The following is a 13,884-nucleotide window of genomic DNA, read 5'->3' as shown; positions in this document are numbered from 1 at the left end:
CTCAAGAGGATTCGAACCTCTGACCTACGGCTTAGAAGGCCGTTGCTCTATCCAGCTGAGCTATGAACGCATATAAAAATTTGGTGGTGCGCCCGATAGGAATTGAACCCATAACCTACAGATCCGAAGTCTGTTGCTCTATCCAGTTGAGCTACGAACGCTTAGTGGGGTGAGTGATGGGAATTGAACCCACGACCCTCAGGACCACAATCTGATGCTCTAACCGACTGAGCTACACTCACCATTTTGTATAAATTTATAAAAAATGGTCGGGGTGAAAGGATTCGAACCTTCGGCCCCTTGGTCCCAAACCAAGTGCGCTAACCAGACTGCGCTACACCCCGAAAAAAGTAGGTATTATATCAGAAAAAGAAAACAAAGTCAAGAATTTTAATCCCTTATGCGTAAAAAAACTGGAAAACGCGGTAAGGAATTTTTAGTCAACCCATTAAATTTATAAGTAACAATAGAGCCTATTTTAGGTGGATTTTCCCTATCTTTATCTTTTAAACCACTGCCTATTCTAATCACCCTATCATTTGGCATTTGACAGAGTAAAGCGCCGATTTTACCTTGGAATTTACCCTTACCTTCAGTATAACCTATGACTTTACATTCAGCATCTTCATAAGGTTTTAATTTAAAAGCGTTTTTACTTCTGCCTTTTTCATAAGGAGCAAGATCCTTGCGTATAACTACACCTTCGCCCTTATTTAAGACAATATCTTTATAAAATTCTTTTAAATGCTCTTGATCTTTTATAGGAATTTGCTTTATGATTTTTATATAAGGATTGGGATTTTGTTGCAAATACTGCTCTAAAACCTTAAGGCGGTTGCTTAAAGTACAAGAAGTGAGTTTAAATTCTTCACAAGCATTGGGTACATCAAAAACATTATAAGTAACACTTTTCCAAAGGCTTGAGTCTAGATTATCGCCACGAATTAAAGCTGACACCTCATCAAATTTAGCCCTAGCTATCCAAAGCTCCCCATCAAGCTTAAAGCTAGGAAAATTATAAGTAAAATAAGAAGGAGTATAAATTGGATTATCTTGGCGGGTTTTAAATTTTCCCGCTTCCCAAATTCCTCTGACTCCATCAAGCTTTTCACTCATTAAATAGCCATTAAAATTCTTATTTTGAATTTCTTGTTCACTTATCTTGCTTAAAAGTAAAATATCGCTAGCAAAAGCAAAACTAACACACCATAAAAAAACAAAAATTCTCATCACAATAGATTGATCATATATCCTGTAGCATCTTTTTGGATATTGTAATTATAATTTCCATCCAAATATATCACAAGTCTATAATACCCCTTATGAGAGCCAAAATCTATACGCTTAAAAAGAGAATTACTAATGCGTATGTTTTTAGTAGGATTTACTAGATCTGATTTAAAATCCACTACAATTTTACTAGGATTACCTATGGAAAAATCACTAATAAGCTCATCACTAGTATTGAGTTTGATTTTATTTTTATACACTGCATAAGATATAAAATCATAAATTTTATCAACTTGTAGCGGTATTTCTATATTTGCTGTACCATTGGATTCTTTTTTAGAATCATTACGTTCAGGTATGGTTACTGAAACATCAAAAACTTTTGAAGGATCTGGGCTCTTAGTACGCACAAGAGTATAAGTATCGTGCCAATCAATACTTTTATTGACATCTAAATCGATCTTATCTTCACTTCCGTCTAAATTGATATAATTAAAAGTGATGCTTTTTAAAATTCTTGCACTAGAATTAAATTTAACTTCCTCTTTTTGAAATTCAGGTGGAGCAACCAAGGTTATATTTTGATCTGTCTTGAAAGGATTTTCATCAGCATATAAAAGAGAGGTAAAAATAAAAAATATTGCCAAAATTCTAGTTTTCATTTGGGTATAATCCTTTTAATTCAAAATAATCTTTTTGTGCTTTAGCATTTTGTTCTTTGAGCAAAATAATCTTTTTATTAAGCTCTTCTTTGGTATTTTCTAAGCTTAATAAAGTATCTAAAGAATACTGCCCAAAAAACATATTGCCAAAATAAATCGCTCCAATTACAACAAGAAAAGCCCAAAAAATCATTTTTATAACATGGGTATAAAAACTTTTTTTTCTTGTGCTTTCGTCGTATTCTTTAAGTAAATCACTCAGAGCTTTTCTCCTAAGTATTCATCGCTTTCAAGTTCAATTTCAAGTAAGCGATTGTATTTTGCGGTTCTTTCACCTCTTGCTAGGGCTCCTGTTTTGATTTGTCCTGTATTTAAAGCTACAGCAAAATCTGCTATAAAAGCATCTTCACTTTCGCCACTTCTATGACTCATCACACATTTATAGTTATTTCTTTGCGCTAAACGCACAGTTCTCATAGTTTGGGTAATAGTTCCGATTTGATTTGGTTTAATAAGCACAGCATTTGCCATTTTTTTGATGATGCCTTCTCTTAAAATATCTTCATTAGTTACAAATAAATCATCGCCTACAAGCTGAATTTTATTGCCCAATTTTTCAGTAAGCTTGATCCAGCCCTCAAAATCATTTTCAGCTAAGCCATCTTCGATACTGCAAATTGGATATTTTGCACAAAGTTCTACATAGCGTTCGATCAAATCCTCACTTGAAAAAGCCTTGCCTTCCATGTGATATTTGCCATCTTTGAAAAATTCTGTACTTGCTACATCAAGAGCGATTTTTACACGATTTTCATAACCTGCTTTTTTGATACAAGTCATTAAAAGATCGATAGGTTCTGTGTTGTTAGCTAAATTTGGAGCAAAACCGCCTTCATCACCTAAAGCCGTAGAATGTCCAGAATTTGCGAGTTCTTTTTTTAATATCGCATAAATTTCACAAACTGAACGCAAAGCTTCTTTAAAACTGGTAAAACCGAAAGGCATGATCATAAATTCTTGAAAATCTACATTGTTGTTTGCATGAGCACCGCCATTTATGATATTACACATTGGTACAGGTAAAATGCTCGCATTTGCACCACCTAAGTAGCGATACAAAGGCATTCCCAAAGCAGCCGCAGCCGCACGAGCTGTTGCCATGGATACGCCTAAAGTCGCATTTGCACCTAAATTTGAGTAATTATTTGTTCCATCAAGCTCACGCAAAGTATCATCAAGTTGAATTTGATTAAAAGCATCTAGTCCTAAAATTTCATCTGCAATGCTCTCATTGATATTTGCAACAGCTTTTAAAACGCCTTTTCCGCCAAATCTTTCATCATTATCACGCAATTCTAAGGCTTCTTTTGAACCTGTACTTGCACCACTTGGAACTATAGCTGCACCCATACTCCCATCACTAAGTACAACTTCTGCTTTTACAGTTGGATTTCCTCTACTATCAAGCACTTCATATGCCCTAACATCTTCAATTACTAACATTATTCTTCTCCTTCTTCATCTTCGCTACTGCTAATCATGCCTTCTATACCCATAGAATTTTGAATTTCTTTGGTAATTTCATCAGCTATTTCTGGATTTTCTTTTAAGAAAGCTTTTGAATTTTCTCTACCTTGACCCAATTTTTTATCTTTATAAGAAAACCAAGCACCACTTTTATCTACTATATCAAGTTTTACACCATAATCGATCAATTCACCCTCACGGCTTAAACCCTCTCCAAACATTACATCAAATTCAGCTTGTCTAAATGGAGGTGCTACTTTATTTTTTACTACTTTAACTTTAACACGGTTACCAATAGGCTCTTCATTTTGTTTTAAAGTCGCTACTTTTCTAACATCTAAACGCACTGAAGCATAAAATTTGAGTGCATTTCCTCCTGTTGTTGTTTCAGGAGTTCCATAACCCATAGCGCCAATTTTCATACGAATTTGGTTGATAAAAATCACGGTTGTATTCATTTTATGGACAATTCCTGTAAGCTTTCTTAATGCTTGAGACATAAGTCTTGCTTGAAGCCCTACATGCTGATCTCCCATATCGCCTTCGATTTCAGCTTTTGGAGTAAGCGCCGCAACGCTATCTACAACTATCAAATCTATAGCCCCACTTCGTGCTATGGTTTCAACGATCTCTAAAGCCTGCTCACCAAAATCGGGTTGAGAAATATAAAGATTATCTGTATCTACGCCCAAATTTTTAGCATATTTTACATCCAAAGCATGCTCAGCATCGATAAAGGCACAAACCCCACCCGCTTTTTGACACTCTGCTATAATATGCAAAGTTAAAGTTGTTTTACCTGAACTTTCAGGCCCATAAATTTCAATAATTCTTCCTTTTGGAATTCCGCCTATACCAAGTGCAAGATCAAGTCCTACAGAACCTGTTCCTATGCTATCAATCTGCTCTACTTCCTTATCTCCAAGCCTTAAAATAGTGCCCTTGCCAAAAGCTTTATCGAGCGATTTTAAGGCGGCATCAAGCGATTTTTTCTTATTATCGTCCATTATTTTCCTTAAAAATTGCAAATTTTTAGCTAGAATTTTAACAAAATAAAATTAAATAATAGTTTATTTTGATAGAATAAAAATTATTTCATTAAAAATTAGGAAAGCTATGAAAAAAACAATTACAATCGCACATTCACCCGATGCGGATGATATTTTTATGTATATGGCAATTAAACTAGGATGGATAGGGAATGATTTTGACTATAAAAATACGGCTTTAGATATACAAACTTTAAATGATTTAGCCTTAAAAAATGAATTTGATGCTACAGCGATCTCGTTTGGACTTTATCCTTTAATTACTAAAGAATACGCTCTTTTGCGCACCGCAGTAAGTTTTGGTGAGGGTTATGGGCCAAAACTTATCAAAAAACAAAATACACATTTAAAAAGAAATTTTAAAGTTGCATTAAGTGGCGCAAACACTACCAACGCTCTAATTTTTCGTATGAAATATCCAGAAGCTAGAATCATTTATAAAAATTTCTTAGAAATTGAAAATGCAGTTTTAAGCGGCGAAGTGGATGCAGGGGTTTTAATCCATGAAAGCATTTTAGAATTTGACAGTAGTCTTTGTGTGGAAGCTGAAATTTGGAATATATGGCTAGAACTTGCACAAGAAAATTTACCTCTACCTTTGGGTGGAATGGCTTTGCGTCGCTCTTTGCCGCTTAGCGATGCTATCAAGATAGAAAGAGATCTTACAAATGCTGTAAAAATAGCAAATTCTAATCGCCGCATTTTGGCCCCTATGCTAATGGAAAGAAATTTAATCCGCGTTAATGAGGAAAAACTTGATACTTATTTGAATTTATATGCCAATAAAAACTCCATTTGCATGAGCGAAACGCAATTTAAAGCAGTGGATGTGCTTTTTAAACTGGGATATGATTATAAATTTTATGATAAAATCATACATGCTAAGGATTATCTTATCCCGAGCGAGTATGAAGAATTTAGAAATTCTTAAAAAGGATTAAAATGGATGAAAGCACCTTGGTTGCTCTTGGAGTGCAAACCTTTAAAATCACACTTTTGCTTTCTTTGCCCATGCTTTTAGCGGGGCTTATCGCGGGGCTTATTATCAGTATCTTTCAGGCTACAACACAGATTAATGAAATGACGCTTTCTTTTGTGCCTAAAATCATCTTAGTAGTAATAGTCATCATCTTTTTAATGCCTTGGATGACTACGACAATGATTGATTTTACCGAAAATATTTTAAATCAAATTCCAACTTTTATCAAATGATTATCGATTTTAAGAAATATTCATCTGTAAAGATTGGAGGCGAATTTGAGGTCGAAGTTTTAGAACAAATTCGCGAATTTGATGGCTTTTTAATAGGCGGTGCGAACAATCTCCTTATAAGCCCTAAGCCTAAAAATATAGGAATTTTAAGCGATAATTTTAATTTTATTGAAATTTTAGAGCAAAATAAAGACTTTTTACATCTTCGCATAGGTTGTAAGACAAAAGCAAGTCAAATGTATCGTTTTTCCAAAGAAAATAATCTTTATGGTTTTGAATACCTTAGCAAAATTCCTGGTACGCTTGGTGGACTTTTAAAAATGAATGCAGGGCTTAAAGATGAGTGCATCAGTCAGAATTTAGTCAAAATTGCCACTTCAAAAGGTGAAATTTTACGCGAAAATATTGATTTTAGTTACCGCTTTTGCCCTTTAAATATGCCTTTTTTTTGGGCTGAATTTAAACTCGGTTTTGGTTTTGATAAGATAAAAGATGAGAATTTAAAAAATGCAAGAAACAATCAACCTAGCGGAGCAAGCTTTGGCTCTATCTTTAAAAATCCAAAAGGAGATTTTGCAGGAAGACTCATTGAGGCTGTAGGACTTAAAGGCTTTAGCAAAGGAGATGCGATGTTAAGCGTCAAGCATGCAAATTTTTTGATCAATAAAAAAAATGCAAGTTTTGATGATGCTATTTTTCTTATCGAACTTGCCAAAAAAAAGGTTTTTGAGGAATTTGGCATAAAATTAGAAGAAGAAGTGATTATCATTTAAATTAAATTTCTACTTCTTTCTTTAATATATGTTTTTAAAAAGATAGCATTTTTTAATCAAATTCACGCTACAATCAGACAATTTTTTCTTACGATAAAAGGATAATTCATGCAAATAAATATCAACCTAGAAGAAATGACTAAATGGCAAATCACTTACGAGCTTAAAAGAATTTTATCAAGTCTTGATCCTATAACCGCGCATGAAATCGCAAAGGAATTAAGACAAGAATTTTTAAGCATAGAAGAGCTACAAGATCGCATTAGGCAAATCAACGATTAAATTTTTATTGCACTGTTAAATTTAATTTTTCTAACTCTTTGTTTATAACTTCAGCAAGCATATTTGGCATTTGATTTACAAGTTCTTGATAATTTACCCTAGGATCTTGTGCATGAAGTGCAAAATTTAATCTTACATTTTTTGATGTGAGTATTTTACCATTACTTGTAGAAACAACTTTGAAGTTAATATTAGCTACTGCATTTTTGGTTATTGCAACAAAATAATTTGTGATATTTACATAAAAATCATCTAAATTTACCACCACAAGATAGTCTGTAAATTTGGCATAAATTTGACTTTTGTCTTTTTCTTTTTTTAAAAAAGGAGATACATTAAGCAATTTAGAGTCTTTAGGACTAAAACGAGCTAAAGTTCTTAAATCTTGATAAACACCGTTTGCAGCTGAATTTACAAAATTTAATCTTAAATTATCCACTAAATTTTTAGCAAAAAGAGTAGAAAATTCTTTAGCACTTATGTTAAAACCATCCAAAGCATAGCCAAAATTTTGCCTAAAACTCATAGCTATAGCAAAATCAACATCATTATCTTTACGAATGCTTTCTTTCTTACTCATCAAACTAGAGCTATCAAAAATCCCTTTTTGCTGATCTAAGTTTTGTTTTTCAACATTTTGTTGAAGATCTATGATTTCAAAACTTTCTTGCTGTTCTAGTTTAATGATTTTTTTTTGCGAAAAATTATTTGCAAAAAGACTAGAATTTAACAAAATACTCATAAATAAAATAAGAAAAATTTTCATTTTTATCCTTTAAGATTTTAAAATTATATGCTGTTTTTATGTATATATATTTAAAAAACTTTTTTTAGAAACACAAATAAAAGGCTCGCACTTATAATTTAAAGGGGAATATAAAATCATTTCCTTAGAAAAGGTTCCCATAAAACCACCCTTTTGATTGACTAAAAAATCTCCAGCTGCAATATCCCAACTATTTAACTTCTCAAAACGCTTATAAACCCCTGCTCTACCTTCCAAAATAGCACAAAATTTAAGCCCTGATCCTATGTTAATAGGCGTCAAATTGTGTTTTTTAGCAAAATTTTCATCCTCTTTACTAAGATGATTAACACTTAAAAGAGCTTTAGATTGATTGTCTATAAAATCTTGTTCGCTTATATCTAAAATTTTATCATTTTTATAAACTCTAGTATTTTGATGAGCGTAAAAAATATCGCCTTTTGAAGGATTTTTTATAAGAGCTAAAATAGGTCTATCTTCATGAATCAAACTGATCATAATGCAAAATTCATCACTACCTTTTAAGAACCCACTTGTACCATCAAGCGGATCAATAAGCCAATAACTTTGCAAATTTTTACTTTCTTCCTGACTTAGCAAACCTTCTTCAGATAAAATTTTAATATCTGTTTTTCCTAAAATATCGTTTAAAATTTCATTTGAAGCAAGATCGGCTGATGTTAAGGGGCTTTGATCTTGTTTTTGCCAAATTTGTAGGTTTTTTCTTTCTTTTAAAATAGCTTTAGAGGCTTCATTACTGGCATCTATGGCGGTTTTTAGTAAATTATCGAGTTTAAACATTGTAAGACTTTCAAAATATTCTTTTGAAATTATATAAGAAGTTTGTGTGAAAAAGTTAATTTCACACAATCATTTAAATTTTACTGGTTTCTCCAAGGTAAAGCTGTCTTGGACGAACAATTTTTAGTGTTTCTTGCTCTTTTTGCTCTATCCATTGTGCTATCCAGCCTGGTGTACGTCCGATCACGAAAAGCGTTGCAAACATTTCATTTGGAATTCCTAGAGCTTTTAAAATTAAGCCGCTATGAAAATCTACATTTGGATAAAGATTTCTTTGTACAAAATAATCATCTTGCAAGGCAATCTCTTCTATACGAGTTGCCACCTTAATCAAATTCGTATCAATACCTAACTCATCGATTAATTGATCACGAAGCTTTTTAAGTACTTTTGCACGCGGATCAAAATTTTTATAAACCCTATGCCCAAAGCCCATCAAGCGGAATGGGTCATTTTTATCTTTTGCTCTTTTTATAAATTCATCCACCCTATCAACAGTAGCTATTTCCTCAAGCATTCTAATAACGCCTTCATTTGCACCTCCATGAGCATGACCCCAAAGCGCTCCAATACCTGCTGAAATACATGCATAAGGATGCGCATGAGTAGAACCTACGGCACGAACAGTAGAAGTAGAAGCATTTTGTTCATGATCTGCATGAAGCATAAATACAGTATCGAGTGCTTTTACTTCTATAGGTTTAAGCTCAACATGATCATAAGGATAGGTTCTTAACATATATAAAAAGTTCTCAGTAAATCCACGATCTAAATTAGGATAAGCCATAGGAAAACCATTTTTATAACGATAAGCAGCGGCTACTATAGTAGGAATTTTTGCTACAACTCTAGCAGCCATTTCCATGTACTCTTCTCTAACATTCATATTTAAATGATCAGGATAAAAAGCACTAAGAGATGAAACAGCGCCTTGTAAAACGGCCATAGGGTGAGCATTATCAGGGAAAGAATCAAAAAGACGATGCATACCCTCATGTATATAAGAGCGTTTTTTAAGCTCATATCTAAATGCTTCAAGTCTTTCATTGCTTGGAAGTTCTTTATAGAGTAAAAGATGCACTACATCTAAAAAAAGTTTATTTTCAGCAAGCCATTCTATAGGATAGCCACGGTGCATTAAAACACCCTCTTCACCATCAATATAAGTAATTTTTGATTTACAAGTAGCTGTAGAAGTTAAACCTTCATCATAAGCAAACATTCCTGTTTGTTTATAAAAACTCCCCATATCCACAACACTTGGACCAGTAGTACCATCATATATAGGGAATTCGTAGCTTTTACCATTTCTATTGTCAGTTACAGTAACAGAATTTGACATTTTTGCTCCTTTTTTAATCTTTACTTTTAGTAATTCTAGCTAAAAAAGGCGATTTTCAACTTTTTCATTGTCAATAATTTTAAAATTCATTAACCTTTTTGAGTAAAAAAGTAACCTGTGTTATTTAGATTACTTTTTAATATTTGAAATAAATTTAATCGCACTCATCACAACAATAGCTTCAAATAAAGCTGTTAAAATTAGCGCCGAATAAAGTTCTTCGCTGATAACTTTTCCTGAATATCCTAGCGTAGCAGTAGCGATAAGAAGAGTCAAAGGCATAGAGTGACTCAGTCCAAATAAAACCATATTTTGAAAGCCAATTTTTTTCCAAAAAACACTGGCACACAAAATTCTCAAACCTACCATCACAAACATCAGCAAAATAGCATCAAATACGATTTCATATTCTAAAATCATTTTAAGATCGAAAGTAGTTCCTATATGGATAAAAAAAATCGGAATTAAAAAACCATGCCCAAAACTAGAAAGTTTATGCTCTAAATCCTTTTTATGGTCAAAAAAAGTTGCGATAAAAGAACCTGCAATAAAAGAGCCTAAAACGATTTCAAGCTTTGTAATAATCATAGCCACGATAATCAAAATAAAAATTGCCATACAAAATCTTATATCTTTTTCATTTTTATCTTCCCAAGGCATCAGCACGACTTTAAGTTGGGGATACCACCAAAAAAGCACACCTAAAACTTTAAAACCAAGCAAACAAAGCCCTAAAAATATATTAAGATATAAAATGCTTTGTACTACATCGATAATATTTGTCCCCTCGCGTAAAAAAGCTCCAGCTATGGTTAAAAGCACTATGGAAACAACCTCAGCTAATGTTGCTACTATCATAGCTGTATTAAGCCAGTAACACTCTTTACCAAAGTCCTTATAAAGCAAGGATAAGAGCCCCACGCTCATAACCGGAATAATCAAAACAAACACGAAAGAAAGTTCAAAAACCCATACTATAGCCGATGAAAAAGAATAAAGCAATATGATATAAAAAAAGCTTTTTTTGGCAATTTCTTTATCCATATTAAAAAAAGCGCGCAAATTGACTTCCATACCCGCTATAAACATAAGATAATAAAAACCCACATTAGCTAAAATAGTAAAATTTTCACTCTTACCTATAAAACCAAAATACGCCATAAGTGCGCCCAAAATGATTTCAGTAGCTGAAATCGGTAAGCGCAAAATTTTAGCTATATGTGGAGAAAATAGTAAACATAAAGCTATAACAATAAGAATTTGTAGATCAATTAAACCCTGTGAATCAATGACACTCGGATGCAAAAGTAAATCCCATTTCTTTAAGTTTTACTATATCACGACTTGGTTCTTCACCTTTTGTAGTAAGATAATCTCCTATTACAATAGCACCTGCACCTGCTTTAAAAATTTCATATTGTCTTTCTTGCAATACCACCTCACGACCTCCTGCTACCATAACCACAGTATTAGGCAAAGCTTCTTTAGTATCACTTATAATTTTTAAAGCCTCATCAGCACTTAATTTTGGAACTTGTAGTTTTAAATTTTCATTGGCTATAAAAAAATTAATAGGCGTTGAAAAAGGCTGTAATTCTTGCAAAGATTTTCTAAAACTTAGTCTATCTTCTTCACTCTCACCCATACCATAAATTCCACCACAACAAAGCATAAGTCCTGCTTCTTTAGCGTTTAAATTGGTTTGAAATCTACTTTCCCAAGTATGAGTGGTGCAAATTTGTGGAAAAAATTCCTTAGAAGTTTCAAGATTGTGATTATAAGAAAAAATTCCTGCTTTTTTAAGTTCTTTGAGTTGTTCCACGCTTGCCATACCATTACAGGCAATTAAAAGCAAATTAGGCACTTCTTTTTGCACAGCCTTAGCAGCCTCACAAACATACTCAAGCTTTTCATCATCAAGCCCAAGTCCTGCTGTAACCAAACAAAAACCCAAGGCTTCATTTTTCTTTGCCATTTTTGCTTCTAAAACGATTTGTGAAAGTTCTTTACGACGATATTTTTGAATATCTGTTTTTACATGAGCGCTTTGGGTGCAGTATTTGCAATCTTCAGAACAATTTCCACTGGCTATATTTGAAATAGCACAAAGCATGATTTGCATGATTAATCCTTTATTTCTTTTTTAATTTTGCATTTTAAACATTCTAAGAATGTGCCTTTTTTTAGCTCTTTTATCACTAAATTTTCTCCACATTCCTCACATTTTTCATCGCTTGGTTTATATTTACTTATAAAATTACATTTTGGATAAGCACTACAACCATAAAATTTACCGCGTTTTGAAAGGCGCTCTACTATCTCACCCTCTTTGCAACTTGGACAAGTAATGCCTATGCCCTTTGCTTTAGCCTTGCTAACACTTACTTCAGCTTCATTCTTGCTTTCATTTTTTAAATTTCTTGAGTATTTGCATTTTGGAAAATTTAAACAAGCTACAAATTCTCCAAAACGCCCTTTTCTAATCGCAAGTTCACCACCACAATCAGGGCAATTTTCACCCAATTTAGTCACCGTTTTTTGGCTTGCAATTTTTGTTTTTCCTTCTTCAACCTTCCTCATAAAGGGATAATAAAATTCTTTCAAAGTTTCTTGCCAATTAGCTTTATCTTCTGCAATCTCATCTAAAGTATTTTCAAGATTTGAAGTAAATTTACTATCTACTATATCACTGAAATTCTTTTCAAGCACTTCAGTTACACTAAAAGCGACTTCACTAGGAATGAGTTGTTTTTTATCGATTTTTACATAATCACGGCTTGTGAGTATAGAAATAGTCGGCGCATAAGTTGAAGGGCGACCTATGCCTAAGCTTTCAAGTTTTTTCACAAGTCCAGCTTCGGAATATCTTGAAGGAGGTTCTGTAAAATGTGAGTTCATTTCTAAATTTTGTATTTTTAAATTTTCACCTATTTTAAAATTTGGTAAAATTTTATCCTTATCCATATCACCATAAACTTTATAATACCCATCAAAAAGAATTTTCCTACCACTTATCTTAAACACTGCTCTGTCATTTTTTACAAAAACATTTTGAGTTTGAGAGATAGCAGGATTCATCTGACAAGCTAAAAAACGATTATAGATAAGCGTATAGAGCTTTAACTCGTCTTTATCTAAAAATTTAGCTGCGATTTCTGGAGTAAAATTTAAATTAGTAGGGCGTATAGCTTCATGAGCTTCTTGAGCGCCTTTAGCTTTTGTAGTATAAACATTTGCTTTGGTTGGAAGATAGTCTTTGCCAAAATTTGCTTGTATGAATTTTCTTGCATTTTCTACTGCTTCTTTGGCTAAATTTAAACTATCGGTTCTCATATAAGTAATAACCCCCATCACACCCTCATGAGTATTTACTCCCTCATAAAGTTTTTGAGCTATCATCATAGTTTTTTTAGGGTTAAATCCCAAACGATTGCTTGCACTTTGTTGTAAGGTTGAAGTCATAAAAGGTGGAGGTGGAGCAATTTTTCTTTCTTTGCTTTCTATATCGCTTATAGCATAATTTTCATTTTTACACGCTTCAAAAACAAGCTTTGCACGATCTTTATTTGTAAGAGTAAGCTTTTCTATCTTTGCTTTATCAAATTCGACAAGTTCTGCATTTAAATCCTTTTGAAATATCATATCTATACTAAAATATTCCAAAGGAACAAAAGCACGAATTTCTTTTTCACGATCGACTATGATCTTTAAAGCTGCACTTTGAACACGGCCCGCGCTTAAGCCTCTTTGAATTTTTTGCCCTAGCAAAGGACTTAATTTATATCCTACAATACGATCTAATAAACGCCTAGTTTGCTGAGCATTAACAGAATTCATATCAAGTTTTCTAGGATTTTTTAAAGCATTTTCGATAGCATTTTTGGTAATCTCATGAAAAACGATACGCGGTAAGACATTTTCATCTTTGCCTATAGCTTTTGCAATATGATAGGCTATAGCCTCTCCTTCTCTATCCTCATCGGTTGCTAAATAAATCTCTTTTGCTCCCTTTGCTTTTTCCTTAAGTTCTTTAACTAAAACACTATGATCGCTTGTGATTCTATACTCAGGGATAAATTCATCATTTTCTATTTTTATACCAAAACTTGATTTAGGTAAATCTCTTATATGCCCTTTAGAAGCTATGACTTCATATTCTTTGCCCAAAAAATTGCCTATAGTTTTTGCTTTTGCAGGAGATTCGACTATGATCAAATTTTTTTTCATTTGCTACTGCCTT

15 protein-coding genes and 3 tRNA genes are annotated in these 13,884 nt (G+C 32.9%); 4 read left to right on the top strand and 14 right to left on the bottom strand.

The window, feature by feature from the left end:
• Nucleotides 1-84 precede the first annotated feature (84 nt).
• The 8 genes from CCO88_RS01910 to recA form a co-directional block, all read right to left on the bottom strand.
• Nucleotides 85-161 (bottom strand) — tRNA-Arg (locus CCO88_RS01910).
• 4 nt (nt 162-165) lie between these two features.
• Nucleotides 166-242 (bottom strand) — tRNA-His (locus CCO88_RS01905).
• 24 nt (nt 243-266) lie between these two features.
• Nucleotides 267-344 (bottom strand) — tRNA-Pro (locus tag CCO88_RS01900).
• Nucleotides 345-390: 46 nt separating this feature from the next.
• Nucleotides 391-1,230, bottom strand: a complete 840-nt coding sequence (locus CCO88_RS01895; protein ID WP_002791653.1) for a DNA ligase — start codon at nt 1,228-1,230, stop codon at nt 391-393.
• Entirely contained in the window at nt 1,230-1,892 is a 663-nt protein-coding gene (gene cgpA, locus CCO88_RS01890) for a glycoprotein CgpA (protein WP_002839178.1), read from the bottom strand. Before cgpA ends, CCO88_RS01895 begins: the two co-directional genes overlap by 1 nt.
• Nucleotides 1,882-2,085 carry a hypothetical protein gene (locus tag CCO88_RS01885; RefSeq protein ID WP_002839177.1) on the bottom strand — a complete coding sequence of 68 codons (204 nt, stop codon included), beginning with the start codon at nt 2,083-2,085 and terminating at the stop codon, nt 1,882-1,884. Before CCO88_RS01885 ends, cgpA begins: the two co-directional genes overlap by 11 nt.
• Before the next feature lie 65 nt (nt 2,086-2,150).
• Nucleotides 2,151-3,395, bottom strand: coding sequence for a phosphopyruvate hydratase (gene eno, locus CCO88_RS01880; RefSeq protein ID WP_002839176.1), 1,245 nt, complete (start codon nt 3,393-3,395; stop codon nt 2,151-2,153).
• On the bottom strand, nt 3,395-4,426 hold the full coding sequence (gene recA, locus CCO88_RS01875) for a recombinase RecA (protein WP_002779414.1): 1,032 nt from the start codon (nt 4,424-4,426) through the stop codon (nt 3,395-3,397). The genes eno and recA overlap by 1 nt, the downstream gene beginning before the upstream one ends.
• A gap of 109 nt (nt 4,427-4,535) precedes the next feature.
• On the opposite strand from recA, the gene CCO88_RS01870 reads away from it, so the two are divergent.
• The 4 genes from CCO88_RS01870 to CCO88_RS10575 all read left to right on the top strand — a co-directional run bounded on the left by CCO88_RS01870 (nt 4,536) and on the right by CCO88_RS10575 (nt 6,735).
• Nucleotides 4,536-5,399 carry a menaquinone biosynthesis family protein gene (locus tag CCO88_RS01870; RefSeq protein ID WP_002780012.1) on the top strand — a complete coding sequence of 288 codons (864 nt, stop codon included), beginning with the start codon at nt 4,536-4,538 and terminating at the stop codon, nt 5,397-5,399.
• Between the two features lie 11 nt (nt 5,400-5,410).
• Nucleotides 5,411-5,680, top strand: a complete 270-nt coding sequence (gene fliQ / locus CCO88_RS01865; protein WP_002779416.1) for a flagellar biosynthesis protein FliQ — start codon at nt 5,411-5,413, stop codon at nt 5,678-5,680.
• Entirely contained in the window at nt 5,677-6,453 is a 777-nt protein-coding gene (locus tag CCO88_RS01860; RefSeq protein ID WP_002809719.1) for a UDP-N-acetylmuramate dehydrogenase, read from the top strand. The genes fliQ and CCO88_RS01860 overlap by 4 nt, the downstream gene beginning before the upstream one ends.
• 108 nt (nt 6,454-6,561) lie before the next feature.
• Nucleotides 6,562-6,735, top strand: a complete 174-nt coding sequence (locus tag CCO88_RS10575) for a hypothetical protein (RefSeq protein ID WP_002779418.1) — start codon at nt 6,562-6,564, stop codon at nt 6,733-6,735.
• Nucleotides 6,736-6,739: 4 nt separating this feature from the next.
• On the opposite strand, the gene CCO88_RS01855 is transcribed toward CCO88_RS10575, so the two are convergent.
• From CCO88_RS01855 to topA, 6 genes are all read right to left on the bottom strand, one after another.
• Entirely contained in the window at nt 6,740-7,501 is a 762-nt protein-coding gene (locus CCO88_RS01855; protein ID WP_002780011.1) for a hypothetical protein, read from the bottom strand.
• Between the two features lie 36 nt (nt 7,502-7,537).
• Complete coding sequence (locus tag CCO88_RS01850) at nt 7,538-8,302, bottom strand: 3'(2'),5'-bisphosphate nucleotidase CysQ (protein ID WP_002780009.1); 765 nt, start codon at nt 8,300-8,302, stop codon at nt 7,538-7,540.
• 73 nt (nt 8,303-8,375) lie between these two features.
• The gene (locus CCO88_RS01845; RefSeq protein WP_002779421.1) at nt 8,376-9,644 is read right to left on the bottom strand and encodes a citrate synthase; all 1,269 of its coding nucleotides are present in this window, start codon (nt 9,642-9,644) and stop codon (nt 8,376-8,378) included.
• A gap of 129 nt (nt 9,645-9,773) precedes the next feature.
• Nucleotides 9,774-10,949 carry a cation:proton antiporter gene (locus CCO88_RS01840; protein ID WP_002780007.1) on the bottom strand — a complete coding sequence of 392 codons (1,176 nt, stop codon included), beginning with the start codon at nt 10,947-10,949 and terminating at the stop codon, nt 9,774-9,776.
• Nucleotides 10,930-11,766: a biotin synthase gene (locus CCO88_RS01835; RefSeq protein ID WP_002780005.1), complete on the bottom strand. Its 837-nt coding sequence runs from the start codon at nt 11,764-11,766 to the stop codon at nt 10,930-10,932. The genes CCO88_RS01840 and CCO88_RS01835 overlap by 20 nt, the downstream gene beginning before the upstream one ends.
• A gap of 2 nt (nt 11,767-11,768) precedes the next feature.
• Nucleotides 11,769-13,871, bottom strand: coding sequence for a type I DNA topoisomerase (gene topA, locus CCO88_RS01830; RefSeq protein WP_002839175.1), 2,103 nt, complete (start codon nt 13,869-13,871; stop codon nt 11,769-11,771).
• Nucleotides 13,872-13,884: the final 13 nt, after the last annotated feature.

The organism is Campylobacter coli LMG 9860, from assembly GCF_000254135.1.
GTDB classification, from domain to species: Bacteria; Campylobacterota; Campylobacteria; order Campylobacterales; family Campylobacteraceae; genus Campylobacter_D; species Campylobacter_D coli.
Note: the sequence above shows the minus strand (reverse complement) of the source record. Positions and strands in the feature narration are given on the sequence as shown.